This is a genomic window from Bacillus sp. RB3, from assembly GCF_030164735.1.
Classification (GTDB): Bacteria; Bacillota; Bacilli; order Bacillales; family Bacillaceae_G; genus Bacillus_A; species Bacillus_A cereus.
Window position 1 is genome coordinate 24,905 of sequence record NZ_JASNGE010000039.1, and the last position, 18,496, is coordinate 43,400.

Sequence of the window (18,496 nt, forward strand, 5' to 3'; positions counted from 1 at the left end):
GATAGATAAATCTATCATTTAATACAAATATAAATCATTCAAAATGAATTTTCAAGCAATTAAATTTATTTTTTCAAATTTTTGGTATCAACCTATGTAAAACTGGATTCTAACAAAGGCAGCGATAACGGTAAGATCTTTATACATAAATGGATAAGAAATTACTGCTTAATATTTACGAGCCGATGTACTCTTAACTGGGTAAAAATCGGCTTTTTTGTGTCAAAATTTGCTTAGCTTGATGGGCGGCCCCCCATGCCCATCAAGCTAACATTTTGAAGTGCCCCCAAAGCAAAAAAATGTACAACTCCATGTGAAATTGTACATTTTTTTGCTTTGTGTGTTATAAAATTCTTAAGTTGATGGATATGTGGTGCTCCCCCTACAAGAAGGGCAGTCCCATGTACGCAGTTTTAGATTTTTAACGTCATTATTTTTTTAATCAGAAATTTTCGAATTAACTTTCTTTTCATTCGAAATTGTAATACAATCGAGTTAAATAAATTTAACTGGTTAAAAAAAGGATGGTGCAAAATGAAACAAAAAGCGATTTCCATTATTGAAACATACGAACAATTAAAAGTAATAAGTGATCCATTGCGTACAAAAATGCTTATATACTTAGTCGAAAAGCCCTATACAGGTCATCAACTCGCCCAGCTTTTAAATCTTTCTCGTGCAAAAATACTCTATCACCTCCGCGAACTAGAAAAACACAACATTATTCAATTAGTAAAAAAAGAAGAACAGGGAGGGAATATTTTAAAGTACTATCAGGCTGTTTCGCGTGGCTTTATCCCTGCAAATCACTTACTTCACTACATTGAATCGCAACAGGCAACAAGACAATCCTTTTTAGAAGTATTACATCGTGCGCAAACAAGAATATTAACTGCTCCAGATACCTCATTCGATTTAACATCTTCACATATTGAAGATTGGCCATGTATCTCGATGCAAACAGAATTCTCATTAACTGAAGAACAATTTATGAAGTTTTTAAATCAGTACAGAAACCTTGTTAAAGAAACTTTAGAAGCTTCCACATTAACTGATACTAATAAAAACTTTTATGTTGCAATCACAGGTTTTGAAATTGATCAACTACTCTTTAACGAAGACTTATAATTCATTATTGGTGGGGAGGAATTTTCTTTGAGTGAGCCTTTTATATCACAACAAGTTCAACCTAAGTATACAAGTATATCATTATTTAAAAATCGAGCATTCCTATTTCTTTGGTTATCTAGTACCTCTTCTTTTCTTGCTCTTTCAACCTATCTATTTGCAGAGCAATGGTATGTTATTCGATCTCTAGGTCAGGAATCAGCACTTGGGATTGTCATGATGGTAACTCTAATCCCGCGAGTGCTCCTTATGACTGTTGGAGGTGTATGGGCAGATCGCTTTAAACGTTCAAAAATTATGTTGTTCTCTAGCTTCACACGTTTTTTACTGGTTTTTCTAATGATTACTTTATTACATTTACATCTATTAAATTTATGGTCGTTACTGTTTTTCGCACTATTATTTGGAATTCTAGACGCTTTCTTTTCACCAGCGAATCAGTCTCTTCTTCCCCTTTTAGTCCCAAAAGAGATGCTAACTCGATCTAATTCCTTTATTCAAACTTCCAATCAGGTTGCAATGTTTGCCGGTCCAATGATAGGTGGTTGGATTATCACAGTCAGTTCTTTCTCGGTTTTATTTCTCTTCGTTGCTTGCTTTTTATTAATTACATCCGCTTTTACGTTATGTATTAAAGAAAAAAATTCTTCACCGCCTTCTAAGCAAGTATCTACCAAACAAGAGCTATTAGAAGGTTTTCAATATGTATGGAATATGCCTTTTTTAAAATCTATACTTTTTATTTTAATGACAATAAACGTCCTCTTCTTTGGCCCTCTACTTATGGGAATTCCATTATTGGCGAGCGAAGTACTACATGGAAAGGCAGTTGAGGTAAGTTTTTTACAAAGTTCCTATCAGGGAGGAATGCTAGGAGGCGCTTTATTGATTGGGCTTTTAAATATTAGAAAAAATAGAGGTCTTTCTATTCTAATACTTATTTCTTTTCTTGGTATTTTTCTTTCTCTCCTTGGTCAAATGTATGTTTTATGGCAAGGAATCCTTTTACTTGTGATGATGGGTTTCATGTCTTCTATGATTAATGTACCACTGGTGTCTATTATTCAAGAAAACTGTGAAAGCGATAAACTAGGGAGAGTTATGAGTTTCGTAAATGCCTCTTCGAACGGTTTAGTTCCGCTATCTTATGCTTTTGTATCTATATGCTTAACATTTGGCACCTCTATATCTAACATTCTACTATGTTGTGGCTTACTCATATCTATCTTATCCATTCTTTTTATAACAAAAGATAAAATTGTACGTAATACAAATTAATCAAACCGTGCATTTTTTCTAGAAATTAAATGTTGGTTCAGGTTTAGCAGGTGGAATAAAGTGATTAATAAAAATTTCGTTTTGGGGATACTTCAAAATACTAGCTTGATGGACACATAAGGATGTGGCGGTACCCTATCGCTATCTACCTAAAGTTTTATAGTACCCCAGGACGAAATTTTTTCTTAACTTGAAACAAAAAACGCTTTTTTTCGTTTTGGGGTAGTTCTGAATTCTTAAATTGATGGGCATGGCGTGCTACCCCAAAAACAGATAAAAGATACAGTCACTAGAAACATAGGAGAGTGTTTCACCACCCATTATAAACCATATATTTGCATTTTTGTGTTGTAATTTAAAAATATGTAAAGATTCATCATTTTGTTTTTGAATTTTCTTTTTATTTAAGTTATACTAAACTACAAAGAAACAAATCCCCTTTAGGCCGTCAATAATTATGCTAACAACACACACCAAAAAAACCAATTCCCGTGTAATGGAATTGGTTTTTTTGGTGCAATTCAGTCAATACAGCAACTTGAACCCACATTTTCAAATGTAGTCTTATTAATCTTACCATAATTTTAGAATTCATAAAAATCAAAAAAACTAAATCACTAGTAAGATGCGCGAATCCGCTGCTTTTCATCAAGAAATCTGGAGTATAACAACAATTAAGTTCATACTAGCATGAACAACAACTGATACTAGTAACCTATTAGTACGCACATATACTAAAGCCAGTATAACTCCAATTAAAAAATATCCAAATATAAATGGAAAATCAAAATGCATGATAGAAAAGAACAATGCGCTTATTAGTATGCTCCAAGTTTGCTTAAACTTAGAACTTAAAATGTTTATGGCCGCATAACGAAAAACAAACTCTTCTACTAACGGTGCAAGAAGAACAATTGAAATAAGTGCCACAGGAGATATTGCTACAGCAGCGACTGTACTAGACGTATTTGCTGATTGCGTAGTTAGCTGAAATACACTCTTATCTAACACACTACCAACCATCTGCGCAAGAAATACGAATATGATCCCGACTAAAATCCATATGAATGAATTTTTCGATAATTTAATCGATAACTTTGGATCATTTATTAACTCTTTACTATATATAAGAAAAATGATTATCAGCATAAGTGAAAACCCAATTAGTTCCCAATGAACAAGAAGTTTTTGAATTGCTTGCTGTTGGTTTCCCTGAATATCATACCAACCTGTCTGTTCTAGCAATTGTACCCACAAATTGTGTCATATAAAGAAATTATTTTTTCTTTAACGAGATAACTATTTTGTTTAGTTTTCTAACAAGCTTCTTGGGGTGTCATCATATCAAAAAAGAAATTATACATTAAAGCTGTATTTGGACATAAATTAACCAGTTCCCTATACGTTAAGGAACTGGTTTTTTAGTTTAATTTTTCTTATCAATTGGTTTATATTATCTGGTTTTTGTCTATTCCTTTGAAAAGGAGGATAAGGGGTTGATCAAATGCCGAGTGAAACCCTCAGCGGATGGGCATAAAAAGCCTAAAAGAGAACCTACATTGTCTATTCCTTTTGTCAAAAATCACTCATTTAAATAATTAGGGATGCATTATTTTTATTTAATAACTCTTAACTAATTTTCTTGAAGTACGAGTTCATCCTTATACCACTTAGCTTGAGTATTAAATAATTCTGCATATTCACCTTTTAAATTTAATAATTCATTATGTGTTCCTTTTTCAATAAGTTTTCCATCTTTTAGTACTAAGACTAAATCAGCATTTACACAACTTCCTAAGCGATGCGTGACAAAAATTGCAGTTTTCCCTTCAGATATTTCATAAAATTTATCAATAACTTTTGCTTCACTAAGAGGATCTAAAGCTGCAGTAGGTTCATCCATAATGATAATCTCGCTTTCTTTATACATAGCCCTACTTAATGCTATTTTTTGCCACTCTCCTCCCGAAAGTTCTTTTCCATATAAAGTTGATCCAATTAAAGAATCGTATTCTATTTTATGTTTTTGTAATATAGAGTTAGCATTTGATAAATGAATAACTTCTTGTAATTTATTTAGTTCTGTATTTTGTATATTCGTAAAACAAATGTTTTCTAAGAAAGACATTTCATATTTATGGAAATCTTGAAATATTGCACTAACCGTTTTTAATCTTGCTTCATTGGTGACTGGCATATCATTATATAAAACTTCCCCCTCTGAAACATCGTATAGTCCTGTTAAACATTTAATTAATGTACTTTTTCCAGCACCATTTCTTCCAACTATAGCCACTTTACTCCCTGGTTTAATTTCAAAAGAAATATCATTAATCACATAAAAATCTTGATGAGGATACTTGAAAGAAATATTGTTTACACTAATTTTAATATCTTTATATACATTAGAATTTTGATCTATATTATATTTTTTACTTTGCATTTCAAAATTCTTTTCTTTGAACTTAAAATACTCTGATATAAAAAGGGACTCACTATAGACACCGCTAACACCTGTTACTAATTGATTTGTAACACCTACTGATGTATTAAACATTTGTGTTAAAGCAACAAATTGCCCGATGTTAATTTTTTTATATATAACGTAAAAAATAAGCATACCAATAAATAAAGTATTACAAGTGAGTTGAAATACTGTCGATCCATACAGCCTATAATTTGATTTTTTTTCAAGTTTATACTGCTCGTTTGCACATTCCCAATAAATTTTTTTCCATTCTTTTATAAGATGTCTACCATGATTGAAAATTTTGATTTCTTTTTGCACTTCTTTTGTCTTAAATAATCGTTCTAGGTACTCTAATTTACGTATTTTTTGGATTTGCTGAAGAAATTGGTTATAACCTTTTTTGGCTACGTTTGTATTTACTGCAATTAATAATATTATAATTCCTAACATACATAAAACAAGAATCCAATGAAAATAAAGTAGCGATATCAAAAAACCTATAATTGTTACGCTAGACTGTACAACTTGTAATAAATTTCTAATCAGTTCACAACTCCGTTTTCCCATATGTAAAGTGGATTTCATCAATGTATTATAATTCTCAGAATCATCAAAGAAAATTAAGGATAGATTAATTATCTTTTCAAAGTTGATATTATTAAAGTAATATTCAACTTGCTGTAACATGCGATAATTATATATTTTTTCAAAATGAAAAATCGTTTTTTCAAGAAAAAAATACATGAGTTGTATACCTAAATATATAAATGGTTCTATAGGAAATTTTTCACCTTGAATACTATTAACTACGGAGTTGATTAAATTTTGCGAAATATAAATGTAAATTACTGGAGAAATACCTGCAAAAATTGTAAAAGATACTATAATGAATAAATATAGAGGGGCAATTTTATAAATGATTTTCACTATTTCTTTACAAATGAAAACTATTCTTGAAAATTTTTTGTAGGTTTTTAGAAACATTTTAATTCCCCCGTATTTCAAATCTTTATGTTTTAGCTATATCATTTATTTGGTTTATAATGGTTAATTTTATTTATATAAAACTACTTCCCTATCAATAATAATTGATAGGGAAGTGAACAATTAGCAACATCCTACATAAACATCTTTATTTCCATCATCACACACATACTTTTTCCACTTTAACTGTCTTCCGTTACCACAATCACCAGCACAAAACTCGAAAAGATATTGACATGGCGCCATCTTTTTCACCTCCTTTCATAATTAAGTTGGTTACTTTCTGCAAACTACTGAATTATAAAACTACCAAGTATATTTTTCCTTGTAATCCATGTTTACATTACACTTACCAGTACAATCTATGGAAGTAAACTATTAACAACATCCTACATAAACATCTTTATTTCCATTATCACACGCATACTTTTTCCACTTTAACTGTTTTCCATTACCACAATCACCAGCACAAAACTCGAAAAGATATTGACATGGCGCCATCTTTTTCACCTCCTTTCATAATTAAGTTTTTCATTTTCTGTAAAATAATGAACTATAAAAGTACTAAGTATATTTTCCCTTGTAATGAATGTTTAATTTACACTTACCATTACAATCTATGGAAATAAACCATTAACAACATCCTACTTGAACATCTTTATTTCCATCATCACACACATACTTTTTCCATTTTAACTGTCTTCCATTACCACAATCACCAGCACAAAACTCGAAAAGGTATTGACATGGCGCCATCTTTTTCACCTCCTTTCATAATTAAGTTTTTCATTTTCTGCAAACTACTGAATTATAAAACTACTAAATATATTTTTCCTTGTAATCAATTTTTACATTACACATATTATTAAAATCTATTTTTTATACAATTCCCTGTCCTTCTCTTCTGTTTGAATAACATCAATAAAAAGTGGATATGTAAAAATCTTTTGATTATTGCTATAGACCACATATTCGTATTTGCCACTCTCCATAACTGGAAATCTTATTTCTATTACGCCATCAATACCAGGAGTCATTCTGTTATCTCGAAGATTTTTTAATTTTGGTAGTTGACCACTATAAACAATTTCCTCGTTAGAATTATATACAAGGATTTTGTTATTAATTTCCTCCAATCCATCTTCTTCAGAAAATTGAAATTTGAATAAAACTGATGTAATAACAGAAGCCGGAAGTATAGGAACAGTAATTTTATTTAGGATATTATAAGCAGTATGCTTTTTTTCTTTTGGATCAAACATTATATTTTCTGCTATTAAAATTTGACATGAAATATTATTCTTCATACTTTTCTCTCCTTATTCATACAAATTAACGAAAAGTAAGCGCTATCATTTTTGGGTAATTTTTTACTATCTTTCTGATAATATACATATTCATACTTTTTAAAATAACCTATACTGCTTTTCACATCTGTACTATCAATTACCATATGATTTCTCCAGTGCTTAACTTTTCTTTTGTATAGCCAAATCGGTGCTGTTAATATAACAACATATTTTTCATCAATTGTTTCTAGAAGTTTATCGATATTCTTAAAATAATAATTATCATAGCTCAGAAAAAGAATATGATATTCCTCCATCTCGGGTATGTGCAAACTATCAATTAAATTATCTATTTCATATTTTTCTTGCACATGTAGTCGTTTGTTATAATAATGTGCATAAACAATAAGTACACATGCTATTAAACCACTAATTACTAACATCAGATTTATAGCCATAGTTTAATCTTTCCCTATCATAATTTTTTAAAGATATGAGATTGTACAATAGCACAGTATATACACTAAGTAGCCCTAAGAATAAACTTATTTCTAATGTTCGAAAAGAGAAAGGTAACAATATTTTTATTATTAATAATATTACGATGATTGAATTTCTTGCAATTGGAGACTTATTCATAAACTGCATCTTACCAAAACAGCTACAACTTGTTTTCTCTAACTTATATAAATGTTTTTTTCTGATAATTAACAATATAAAACCAATCATTAAAGCAATAGTACCTATTTCCTTATATGGATAATATATATTTAATACAAACGTGATAAAAATGCACAATTCTAAAATTAGTACCATATAACTAAAAAATAGTATAGATTTTAATGGTAAAATATTATATAAAATTAAATCACATTTTAAACCATGGATAGAATAACTTTTCATGTAGAAAGATGCAAAAAATATAAATGCTATACTCAAGTCGATACACGACGATAGAATATTAATTTGACTCACCTTCTAGGATAGAAAGAAGTTCAACTGCATTTTCTATATCATCAATTACTCTCATAGCAGTTATCCTGTTATTTTCATCTATTAGACAAAAACTTGGCGTTTCCTGAAAGCCACCTTCATCAATCAATTCATCACCAAAGGAGATTATATTAAATTCAAACCCAAAGTAATCTTTTATCTCATCAATATCTTCAATAGATCCATCAGTTACTAATACAAACTCTCCTTTATATGAATTTGCTATCTCTGATATTTTCGGGAGTAGATCAATACATTTCATACAGCTTAAAGAAATTGCCCCTAGTAGCCAAGGACTCTTATTTGAAATATTCATTAAATTTTTAGGTAATATTTTACCCACTGTTAAATAATTTGTATTAGATTGAGGTGGCACTCTATGTTTTTGAAACATTTCTTTAAACCCTTTTATCATTCTGGAGTCCTCCTTAATATTCTATAATACATTTAAATTTAGTTATAATGTCTTCAAACATATTATCTTGATAGCCTATTTCTGCATATAATACTTGTCCTAGTTCATTGACAAAATACGTTCTAGGGACACCACTAACTTTAAATTCTTTCTTCATCTTATCTTTATTACATAAAGATACTAAAGCTCTACCTTCAAATGTGGATTTGATATATTCAAAGTTTTCTGGGCTTGTATCGATTAAAATAAGAACATTTAATGATGAATCTTTAGTTAAAAATTTATCGAGCGCTTCCATGGAAGGTAAGCATCCTTCACATGACGTACTATAAAATAGAATTAAGAGATGTTTTTTCAAAATATCATGTAATTTGCACGTATTCATTGTATCTATATAAACATTTTCTATATATTCTCCTACATCTAAACTTTTAGGAAACCTAAAAAATTTCCTATGCCCTTCTAGAATTGAATCCATAGTATCCTCCTTGTTTTTTATTTTTCATACAATTATTAAGCCCTTAAATTTCTGCTCTTTTCTACAATAATCCTTAAAATTTTTATCATATCTAACTAAGAAAAACTTTAACATACATTTCTTTTAATTGGAATATTTGTAAGATTTTATAAAGTTTTTATGGAATATTCAGGGAATTAATCTATTTTTAAAGCTATACATTTTTAATAGCTGATACTGAATATCTTCTGGTTAATTCTGGTTTTACTAAGAAAAACAATTTAAATAATAATTTCCAAATAATAACACTAAAAAAAGAATGCCTTTCTATTTAAAGAAAATGGCATTCTTTTTTAATTTTTGCTAAGAATATAAATCTATTATCTATTATTTTCTCAAGATATATCTCATTACAAAAATACTATATAGTAGATCAAAATCATACTCGCATAATATGAATCATCAATACAATAAAATTCATCATAGCATGTACTATATAAGAAACTAATAATTGTTTTGATTGTTTATATACAAAGGCCAATACACAACCAATAAAAAAATAACCAAATATAAATGGGAAGTCAAAATGCATTATTGCAAAAAACAATGCACTGATTACAATACTCCCTACCTCTTTAAATTTCTTCATTAAAATATTCATAGTAGCATATCGGAATACCAGTTCCTCTACCAATGGGGCAAGAATTACAATTGATATAATTGCAATAGGTGAAATTGATGCAGCTGCAACTGTACTAGATGTGTTTTCTGATTGCGTAGAAATTTGGAATAAACTTTTATCTAAAAAACTACCAATTATCTGTGCAAGGAAAACTAAAACAATTCCAACTAGAATCCATCCACATGCGGTTTTTGATAATTTAATTGATAGTATAGATTTATAAATATGTTTTTCCTTATATATAGTAAAAGTGATAATTAATATAAGCAGAAACCCAATTAGCTCCCAATGTACCAAAATTTGTTGAATCGCTTGTTCTTGATTCTCATGAATATCATACCAACCTGTCTTAGCTAATAACTGCACACCTATTATTCCTACAAATTGATTCATAATAAAATAAATAAGAATGACATAGGCCGATTTATGTATATTAGTAGTATTCATATTATTATATTCATCACCCTTCTTCTTTAGACATTTACCATCATCTACAAATCCTATTCCGAATTTGTAAAATTATAAAAACATAAAAACATCATATTTTTTATTACACTTCGGAAAGGTTTCTTTACGCTAAAGTAATTCTTTCCTTCATAGGAATTATCTCACAATCTACTTTTACTAATTTTCTACTAACAAATATCCATTACCCAAACAAAAACAAAACTTCTTTAAATTTTATAAAGGGTTGTGCTTTACATCCACAACCCTCGCTTTTCTCTTAATCCACAGGCACTTCTTCTTGACCATGTGGAATTTGTGCAATTGGTGTTACAATTTGTGCATATTTGTTTACCTGCACTTTAAATTGTCGTGGTTCTAAAAAGTTTACCTGTTGAATTAAAACTTCAATATGAAACGTATCTACTTTTTTCCCACGTTCAATTTTGGTAATTCGTGCATTGTAAAACTTATCCCCATTTAGGAAATATCGTTGAACAGCTTCTGTAGCAAGCATACGTTCATTACTTGTCATTTTCATTGGTTCAATACCAAATCCATCCTTTGTAAACAAATATGGGACATCATAACTACTATTAGAAATTTTTCGTAGTAAATCCTCTACAGTTTTTGTCTTTGCGATATATTCCTCTTCTTTTGTATCAAATCCCTTTGGCTTATCTCCAAGCATCTCAATTTCATCTTGATTTACTTGCTCTTCCTCTTGTACTTGAGATTTCATCATGTAACGATGAATAGTATTATAGGTAGCAACACCTACCACTAGTACAATCATTCCTAATATGACCAAGTACTTACGAGGCATATTGGATAAAATGTTGATTATTTTCTTCATCTACTCTCATCCCTTATCAGTCTATAACATTACGGATTTGCGTCATATGTTGTCCTCTTGCCGTATAGTTTAGACCTGTAATTTGTACACCCTTATTATCACCAATATGAATCATTTTCTGATTTCCTAAATAAATAGATACATGGTTAGGATTTTCATAGAAAATTAAATCTCCTGGTTGTGCACGACCGACATCTGGCACCTGTTTTCCTTGTCCAATTTGAGCACCTGTCCAATCTCCTAGCTGAACACCTATACTGGTTTTAAACACATATTGTGTAAATCCAGAACAATCTGCACTCCCTGCAGCTGGATTTCTAGCACCGGATACATAGCTCACTTTCCCTTGCCCAAGCCATTTTTTTGCTTCTTCTAATACCTTTTGTCGTTTAGCATTTGTCATTGTAGGAGCACCACCTGATGATAACCCTGGATCATCATTTTTCTTAAAGAATTTCATTGGATCCGTTGGCTGGTCATTAATACGAATTTGGAAATCTAAATGGACAGCGTATCCAAGCATATTAAGAACACCACCAACATAGTTAGAACCCCCCATTTCCCCAATAATCTGTCCTTTTGTTACCATAGCTCCTGGTGCAACTAAGATTTTACTTAAATGTAAGTAACGGGATACAACGCCATTTCCATGGTCAACATAGACTCCTAAACCACCGTTGTTTACATTTCCTGTTTTATCCGTAACCATACCAGCTTCCATCGACCATACGGGGTCTCCTGGTTTTCCGGCGGTCATGGCCCCAATATCTACAGCATTATGCGGTTTGCTAGCATGAATTTCATCAAATGTACCTGTAATACGCCCTGATTTCGTTGGCCATTTCCAACCTTTATCAGAAATCCATTCACCAGATACATCCGCCACGCATCCTAAATCTTTGTAATATTTCAAAATTTTAGAAACGTACGTGTAATCCCCATAGCACGCTCCGACTTTGGTTCGGAAGTTATTTGGATCAGAACAGCCAGCTCTATTTTCATCAGCATGCTCCCTAGAAAACGCAATAGCTGTTTCTTCTGAATATCCACCTCTTGCTAATGCATAGCTAATGAATCCAGGACCGTAATTGTAACTCTGTAAAGCAAGTGCTATATCTCCATTTGCCTTTCCTAAAACATCTTTAAATTCTTGTACGCCTGCTTCGATGGAGATATTTGGATCTTTAATACACCCTATACGAGCACTTCCTTTTAGACCTACACAATATGAACTTAAGTTTCCATGACTCCCTTCCGATGCTTGCATTGGGTCATTTCCCGCTCCAGCTGACTCCTGCATCATTTGGGCTGCGAGAATACCAACATATTGAGCAACCCCATGTTTTTCCGCCATCTCTTTAATTTTAGGAAGGTAACCTGTTACCTTTTCATTGATATTGACAGGTTCTCCACCTGGACTCACAGCACCTACACACATACCACCAATATATCCACCAGTAGTAGGAGCAAGATGTCCATACATTCCTTCTAACATCCCGGCTTCTAATATCTCACGAGCTCGCTCTTTTTGACTTTCACTAAACTTTGCGAGTTCCATGGCTTTCTCTAACCCATGAGAAGATGTTGTCACTTTTTTACTTCCACTCGCATTAATCTCATCTATTTTTTTCTTAAAATCTGTATCTCCTAATATCTTTTTTACATCTGGTCCAGAATAACTTTCAGACTTGGTTTTTTGCATCTCCTTTTTCTTTTTTTCGCAAGGACCATTCGGTCCTGCCTCACATACCTCTTTTTCCGTATATTCTTCATATTGGATATCCAAGAAATATGATGTAGCATCATGCGGATCTTTACCAGTTAAATCATTATCATATCGTGCCATGTCAAAGGCGATAATCTCTTTCCAATCCACATTCAGAGCCATTGAGACTTCCATATATTTTTTTACTTGTTCCTCTGTCTTACCTTCATCATCGGTAAAAGGTACAAAAGAGACTAAAATCACACACACAGCAATAATTACTCCCATAATCAAAGCGGCAGGTACTCCAACCGCTGCTATAACGGCACCCACAATTTTTAGTATACCTGCTTTTAGCATTTTGGCAGCAGCTTTCGCTGCTGCCTTTCCTGCTTTCCCTGCCAATTTTGCCATCTTCCCGCGCGCTTGCATCCCTTTTTTCTTAATAAAGTGGGAAGCTACATCTTTTAAAGGGTTACTTTTTTTCTGTTCATTTGGATCGTTAGGATTTTGACTCATAGACTTATCACACCATATTTTCCATTTTGAGAATTTCTTCCTCTTCGCTGTGCTAAGCGAGGGTTTGGAGCAAATGGAATCAGGTTTTGTGGGTCATGTTCTGATAAATTCAGGTGCGTCTCTGTACGAACAACTTTGTCCTGTGTATGTGTTACTAGGATTTCTTCTCTTGGCTTAATACTACTGTCCTTCACTTCACAAGCTCTTTCAATCCTTTGGTTTGCTTGTAAGCGCGTATCTCCTTTTCCGAATGGCGAAATACGTGACAGTGTACCGTCTGTTGTTGTCGCAACCATATAACTACGATCTCTTTCTACGACCATTTGTACATTCTTATAACCACCTTGGTCTAAATCAGACATATAGAAGTGACCATTGTCCACCTTGTGATTGACCGTAAGTGGCGGTTCATTAAATACTGATTTCTGGTGTAACGACCTTTGATTTTGGTTTCCTACTAATTGATTTGGGTTAACGTTGATAGAACGATTGATACTAATTTTCCCACCACTAGAATCTTGAACATACGCTGGTGTAGCTTTCATACCATTACGGTACTGCGTTAATTGTCCGTCCGAAATATTTAAATCTTGATATACGACTTGTCCCGAACGAATACTACTATCACCACTAGCGTAACGAGATACAACTTGCGTCACGCCACTAGAATCTTTTGCTTCAATCCAGGATTTATTATTTGTCGTAACAAGACGTACTGCACCTTGAACAACCGATTGTTTTCCAGTAGCATCCGTTGTTGTTGGTACCATTCTCTGAATCTCTTGAATTTCTTTTGCCTCTGTTTGAACAGCATTGTTATAAGGATTATGTTTACTTACCATACGTGCAGTCGCTTGATAAGCACCTGCACCACCAATCACACCTGCGGCGTAACTTAAGCCTTTTGTCACATTATAGTGACGCTCTGCTGCATTCCCTCCTAATGATGTATTAACAGCAGCATTAGTTCCACTTATCACTCTTTGTACTGCATTCCCTCCAGATTGTTGTACAGCACTCGCAGCACTATAGTATGCATTTGATACCGTATCAATGCTATCCGCAAGCATAAGGTGTTTCGCACCTTCCATTACACTCATGCCAAGTTTTGTACTCTGCTGTGTCATACGTCCCACTGCAGATGTTGGGATAGACATTTTACCAGCACTTTGTGCAATATTTGCTACACTTGTTGATGCATCTGCATAAGAGCGTTCAATTTCCGCAACGGAAAGATCTCCTGCATGTGCTATACTCGCTTGCGTCTGTGTCGCCGCATATACAGCTTTATTGATTGCGCCACCTGTTGCAACACCATGTGAACGAACACCTTGAATCGCACTAGTAATTCCAGAACCTACTTGTTGACTCACTGTTCCAAAATTTGCATGGCTTTGTAATCCTTTCGTTAATTGCGAAGCAAAGGCATCTTTATTAATATACGATTGATTATGTAGACTCTTACCACTCGTATCTTTCGCCTGTACGGGCATCGCTCCCGCTTGTACTGCCGCTTGTTGTGCCACTGCTTTAAATTCATTTCTTTTTTCATTCAGGTGCGACTGCCAAGCTTGCTCTTTTTGTGGTTGAGACATAGTTGGAGACAACTTTTTCATAAAGCTTGCCTGTTGTTCTGCTGCATAGCCTTGTTTAAAGGATTCTGTAGAGGCTTGTACCAGGTTCTCAACATTACTTACTTGTTTCGCTTTCTGGCTTCCTGCTCCACTTCTCAAACCGTGCGTTTTCACACCGTTGACTGCCTTCTGAATGCCTGCTGTGCTAGATACACCCACAGCATTTAAACCAGGATCTTTTTGTAACTGTTGTGATAAATGAGAAGCGAAAGCTTCTTTATTCGCATAGTTTGTACCGTCTTTTTGCTGTACAATACCAGCTGATTCCGCCGCTTGTTGCGCATGATTTTGAAATCCTTGTACTTTTTGATCTAAATGCTTATTCCATGCTGCTTCTTTTTCTTGTTGCGGCATATCTGCCGGGAATTGTTTCATAAATCCAGCCTTATGGTCTGCACTATACACTTTCTTAAATGCAGCAGTAGAAGCACCGACAAGAGCACCGACTTGTCCCATATTTTGATGGCCACTTTCTAACGTTTCTCCTTTTACATCCTCGACTGCTTTTCCGACTTTTCCTAATGCAAGTCGAGAAGCAAACGCATCTTTATTCACATAGGATTTATCAAACAGATTATTTCCTTGCTTATCCTTCGCATCAACTGGCATAGCTCCCGCTTTTGTTGCCGCCTGTTCTGCGTGGTTTCTAAATCCTTGTACTTTTGTGTTCAGATGGTCGCTCCAGTGTTTCTCTTTCTCTTCTGCTGACATATTTTCTGGTAACTGACTCATAAACGTATCTTTATGGTCTGCCTCATACCCCTTTTGGAATGCATTCGTTGCAGCGTTAACTAACTCTCTAGCATTTCCATATGGTGTAGCGGTTTTCTTCATATTTTGTAAATCTTGTTTCCGCTGATTTGAGAAACGAGACATCTGATCATTGTTTGTTTTCGCTACTTTTTTAGCAATCTCTGCATCGGAAGCACTAGGGAATGCTTGTCTTAAGCGACTTGCAACTGCAGAATCGGGATTATCCGCTTTCCAATTTTCAAAATCTTTTGTAGCTAAATCCTGTGCAATATCTTCATCGGTTAGTTCTGGATAAGATTTGTCATTTAGATTTGAATACGTATCCGCACCCTTCTTTACACTCGAACCAATATGTTTTCCTAAGGCTACAGCCCCTTCGCCAACTGCAGCAGCAGATCTTCCAGTAACTGCACCAGTAAATCCGCCCGCTTTACTGCCAGCAAATGTCCCTATTGCCATTCCTTCTGGTCCAAGACCAGCTCCTGCTGTCATACCTGCAAGTCCACCAGCCGCTTTACCAATTGAACTTCCAATTTGACCAGCTTTTAACATACGAGCTGCACGAGATGTTGTACCAACATCTGTCCCTAAATTCGCTCCTAATGCATCTTTCGGGTTATCAGCATCTTCTTTTGTCTTTTCTTTATCCCCTTTATCATCAGGTTTTGCTTTTGAATTACGGTAGTCATCACGAACACCTTTAACGAGTCCAGCCACACTTGCTAAAGCACCCATACCCATCATCGTACCTGCTCTATGAATGCCACCTGATGCATTGGTACTAAGGCCAATAAAACTTTTTACAATCTCACCTATTGGGATAAACATAGCAAGTAAAATTAATTTGATTAACGGACTATTTGCTGCTCCAATTAAAGAAATAATGAGCCATAAGGTAATCGCATGAATTGCTTGTATGAACACCGCTCCTATAAATTCACGTATCCAATATAATGTCTGTTGTTTCTTTTGTGGAAATAGCCACATGCCTACCATTAACGGACCAATTAACATTAAAACGTATAGTGACACCGCTCGCATTAAGTAGTAAAAGTTTGCCCAGACGATGAGACCAGCTTCTATAAACAAACCAAATATAATAAACATATAGTCATTTTCATGACCTTTCAAACCCAGCTCAGTAATGGTAAGTCCAGCCCCACCAAATCCAGGTTGTAGAAATTTAGTACCCTTATCTGGATCAAAATCCCCCCCACTTGCTACATTAACAGCGTCTCTAAACTCTATTATTATCCAAGAATTGATTTCAAATATGAGTGTATAGAAGTAATCGAGGTGCCAAAGAAAAATTGAAATGATCATCAAATCCTTCGCATACTCTATTAATGCTGTTCTATTATTTGGATTAATAGCTGTTGCCGAATATTTTGCCGCCGTAATAACTACACTGACAAGGACACAAAAAGCAACAAGCTTGAACATGACAGGCATGCCTGTGTCTAATACTTTGGTTAGAGAATTACCTGAAAATAAGAAATCTAAGTTTGTCCCCTTTCCTTCTGTTCCCTCTCCTCCAAACACTAAAACTGGCAGCGGATCCAAAGTTGCATACACCGGACTAAGAAAAGCCTTTACTATAGCAATAATTAAGCCTCCGACCCACTCTACTATTTTCTCAAGCATAATTTCACCTTCCTTTTTAAGAGTACGCTATTATCCTGCGTACCCTTGTACTTTCTTCATATTGTTTAAAAGCTCTTGTAGTACCGCTTCATTCGATTCAATGAACATCATTTCTTTGTCAGATGGATCAGTTTGAATCCAAACCGAACTATCTCCTACTCGGAAAATCCCTTCTCCTTTTCCAGGGTTGTTGAGAATAATATCAAGCTCCCCAGCAGTTAGGTTAAAGTTCTCCTGGATCTTTTTCTTATCAATCTTATTTTGTTCTAAGAAGAAATAAGAGAAAGTAGATTGCAAGATACCACGAGCTTTTACATTTTCTAAAATACGAACAAAGTCCTGACTTGCCCAACACATACCGGCATTTCTTTTACGTGAACGACGTGCTACTTTTTCCAAGAAGTTAACCGTTTGTTCATAGTCAATAAACTGCCACATCTCATCAACATATAATACTTTTCGCTTGATAGCGTGTTCTGGACTCTTAATCCAATGCTCCCAAATATAGTTCAAGATAACGTGGAAAGCGATTGGTTTTAAAAACCCTTCCTCTAAATGACTAATGTTGAAATTAACAACGCGTGATTCATTTAACTGTGTTTCCACACCACGACCAAAATGACTTTGTCCATCAAATAATGGTTTTGAACCATCGCGTAAGAATGGTCGAATCGCAGCAATTAACTCTTCTGCTTTTACATCGTCTCCATGATGTTCTACTATGACATCATAGATTTCTTTTAACTCTGGCTCTGGCTTTCTCACTTGAGACTGAATTAACTGTCCATCCACTTTCTTCACTTCATCTGTATATAAAGAGGAAGGATGTGAAGTAATACCATGTTTATCAAACACTTCACGGATTGCATCTTCTAGCATAGTACGTTGGAATACATTTAATCCTGGTTGATCAAAGTCTTGCCCGCGAATAATAATGTCAAAGAAACCTAGTATTTCATTGATTTTCTCTAAAATTGGTACAAATCTCACATACTTCATGCCATCACGCTCTACAAGTTCTTTCTTATCATATTGTTCAAGTGCTTCTAGCTCTTCATCTTTATCCGTAATCTGAAGTTCTGTTACAGCAATTGCACAAGGATTGATAATAATATTACTTTCAGGAGAAATGTTTAGGTTAATACCACCTAAACGTTTTGTAATTTTTACAAACTATGATGATAGGTAAGGCTTTGATGCAATCTCCACCTTTTCCCCCACCTCACACCGTACGTGCTAGTTTCC

The 18,496-nt window shown here is 33.8% G+C and carries 16 protein-coding genes and 1 pseudogene; 2 read left to right on the forward strand and 15 right to left on the reverse strand.

The window, feature by feature from the left end; all coding sequences use genetic code 11:
- Positions 1–534: 534 nt before the first annotated feature.
- Positions 535–1,128, forward strand: coding sequence for an ArsR/SmtB family transcription factor (locus QO049_RS27095; RefSeq protein ID WP_000810181.1), 594 nt, complete (start codon positions 535–537; stop codon positions 1,126–1,128).
- Between the two features lie 27 nt (positions 1,129–1,155).
- The gene (locus QO049_RS27100; RefSeq protein WP_097796266.1) at positions 1,156–2,406 is read left to right on the forward strand and encodes an MFS transporter; all 1,251 of its coding nucleotides are present in this window, start codon (positions 1,156–1,158) and stop codon (positions 2,404–2,406) included.
- A 648-nt stretch (positions 2,407–3,054) separates the two neighbouring features.
- Here the strand turns inward: QO049_RS27100 and QO049_RS27105 are convergent.
- The 15 genes and pseudogenes from QO049_RS27105 to QO049_RS27170 all read right to left on the reverse strand — a co-directional run.
- A complete protein-coding gene (locus tag QO049_RS27105) occupies positions 3,055–3,663 on the reverse strand; it encodes a CPBP family intramembrane glutamic endopeptidase (RefSeq protein ID WP_481748640.1) in 609 nt (202 codons plus the stop codon).
- 376 nt (positions 3,664–4,039) lie between these two features.
- Positions 4,040–5,860 carry an ABC transporter ATP-binding protein gene (locus tag QO049_RS27110; RefSeq protein WP_098382303.1) on the reverse strand — a complete coding sequence of 607 codons (1,821 nt, stop codon included), beginning with the start codon at positions 5,858–5,860 and terminating at the stop codon, positions 4,040–4,042.
- 123 nt (positions 5,861–5,983) lie between these two features.
- Positions 5,984–6,106: a hypothetical protein gene (locus QO049_RS27115; RefSeq protein ID WP_000035098.1), complete on the reverse strand. Its 123-nt coding sequence runs from the start codon at positions 6,104–6,106 to the stop codon at positions 5,984–5,986.
- A 132-nt stretch (positions 6,107–6,238) separates the two neighbouring features.
- Positions 6,239–6,361 (reverse strand): hypothetical protein, encoded by a 123-nt coding sequence (locus QO049_RS27120; RefSeq protein WP_000035096.1) that lies wholly within the window; start codon positions 6,359–6,361, stop codon positions 6,239–6,241.
- 132 nt (positions 6,362–6,493) lie between these two features.
- On the reverse strand, positions 6,494–6,616 hold the full coding sequence (locus tag QO049_RS27125; RefSeq protein WP_000035097.1) for a hypothetical protein: 123 nt from the start codon (positions 6,614–6,616) through the stop codon (positions 6,494–6,496).
- 116 nt (positions 6,617–6,732) lie between these two features.
- A complete protein-coding gene (locus QO049_RS27130; RefSeq protein WP_016090651.1) occupies positions 6,733–7,167 on the reverse strand; it encodes a hypothetical protein in 435 nt (144 codons plus the stop codon).
- Positions 7,164–7,607: a hypothetical protein gene (locus QO049_RS27135; RefSeq protein WP_246963399.1), complete on the reverse strand. Its 444-nt coding sequence runs from the start codon at positions 7,605–7,607 to the stop codon at positions 7,164–7,166. The genes QO049_RS27130 and QO049_RS27135 overlap by 4 nt, the downstream gene beginning before the upstream one ends.
- Positions 7,579–8,124, reverse strand: a complete 546-nt coding sequence (locus QO049_RS30825) for a MauE/DoxX family redox-associated membrane protein (protein ID WP_349816879.1) — start codon at positions 8,122–8,124, stop codon at positions 7,579–7,581. Before QO049_RS30825 ends, QO049_RS27135 begins: the two co-directional genes overlap by 29 nt.
- Positions 8,111–8,557 carry a hypothetical protein gene (locus QO049_RS27140; protein ID WP_000589597.1) on the reverse strand — a complete coding sequence of 149 codons (447 nt, stop codon included), beginning with the start codon at positions 8,555–8,557 and terminating at the stop codon, positions 8,111–8,113. Before QO049_RS27140 ends, QO049_RS30825 begins: the two co-directional genes overlap by 14 nt.
- A 13-nt stretch (positions 8,558–8,570) precedes the next feature.
- Positions 8,571–9,035, reverse strand: a complete 465-nt coding sequence (locus QO049_RS27145) for a TlpA family protein disulfide reductase (RefSeq protein WP_000377268.1) — start codon at positions 9,033–9,035, stop codon at positions 8,571–8,573.
- A 418-nt stretch (positions 9,036–9,453) separates the two neighbouring features.
- On the reverse strand, positions 9,454–10,143 hold the full coding sequence (locus QO049_RS27150) for a CPBP family intramembrane glutamic endopeptidase (RefSeq protein ID WP_246963404.1): 690 nt from the start codon (positions 10,141–10,143) through the stop codon (positions 9,454–9,456).
- Positions 10,144–10,420: 277 nt separating this feature from the next.
- Entirely contained in the window at positions 10,421–10,996 is a 576-nt protein-coding gene (locus QO049_RS27155; protein ID WP_097796262.1) for a hypothetical protein, read from the reverse strand.
- 16 nt (positions 10,997–11,012) lie between these two features.
- Positions 11,013–13,220, reverse strand: a complete 2,208-nt coding sequence (locus QO049_RS27160) for a lysozyme family protein (protein ID WP_246963407.1) — start codon at positions 13,218–13,220, stop codon at positions 11,013–11,015.
- Positions 13,217–17,251, reverse strand: a complete 4,035-nt coding sequence (locus QO049_RS27165) for a TrbL/VirB6 family protein (protein WP_284489666.1) — start codon at positions 17,249–17,251, stop codon at positions 13,217–13,219. The genes QO049_RS27160 and QO049_RS27165 overlap by 4 nt, the downstream gene beginning before the upstream one ends.
- A gap of 30 nt (positions 17,252–17,281) precedes the next feature.
- Positions 17,282–18,424: pseudogene (locus tag QO049_RS27170) on the reverse strand (VirB4 family type IV secretion system protein); the annotation flags it as partial.
- Positions 18,425–18,496: the final 72 nt, after the last annotated feature.

Bases quoted from the DNA above. Each gene is read 5' to 3' on its own strand.
- QO049_RS27165 (WP_284489666.1), bottom strand. From the start codon at position 17,251: ATGCTTGAGAAAATAGTAGAGTGGGTCGGAGGCTTAATTATTGCTATA.
- QO049_RS27150 (WP_246963404.1), bottom strand. From the start codon at position 10,143: ATGAATACTACTAATATACATAAATCGGCCTATGTCATTCTTATTTAT.
- QO049_RS27140 (WP_000589597.1), bottom strand. From the start codon at position 8,557: ATGATAAAAGGGTTTAAAGAAATGTTTCAAAAACATAGAGTGCCACCT.
- QO049_RS27145 (WP_000377268.1), bottom strand. From the start codon at position 9,035: ATGGATTCAATTCTAGAAGGGCATAGGAAATTTTTTAGGTTTCCTAAA.
- QO049_RS27155 (WP_097796262.1), bottom strand. From the start codon at position 10,996: ATGAAGAAAATAATCAACATTTTATCCAATATGCCTCGTAAGTACTTG.
- QO049_RS27115 (WP_000035098.1), bottom strand. From the start codon at position 6,106: ATGGCGCCATGTCAATATCTTTTCGAGTTTTGTGCTGGTGATTGTGGT.
- QO049_RS27135 (WP_246963399.1), bottom strand. From the start codon at position 7,607: ATGGCTATAAATCTGATGTTAGTAATTAGTGGTTTAATAGCATGTGTA.
- QO049_RS27160 (WP_246963407.1), bottom strand. From the start codon at position 13,220: ATGAGTCAAAATCCTAACGATCCAAATGAACAGAAAAAAAGTAACCCT.
- QO049_RS27125 (WP_000035097.1), bottom strand. From the start codon at position 6,616: ATGGCGCCATGTCAATACCTTTTCGAGTTTTGTGCTGGTGATTGTGGT.
- QO049_RS27110 (WP_098382303.1), bottom strand. From the start codon at position 5,860: ATGTTTCTAAAAACCTACAAAAAATTTTCAAGAATAGTTTTCATTTGT.
- QO049_RS27130 (WP_016090651.1), bottom strand. From the start codon at position 7,167: ATGAAGAATAATATTTCATGTCAAATTTTAATAGCAGAAAATATAATG.
- QO049_RS27095 (WP_000810181.1), top strand. From the start codon at position 535: ATGAAACAAAAAGCGATTTCCATTATTGAAACATACGAACAATTAAAA.
- QO049_RS27120 (WP_000035096.1), bottom strand. From the start codon at position 6,361: ATGGCGCCATGTCAATATCTTTTCGAGTTTTGTGCTGGTGATTGTGGT.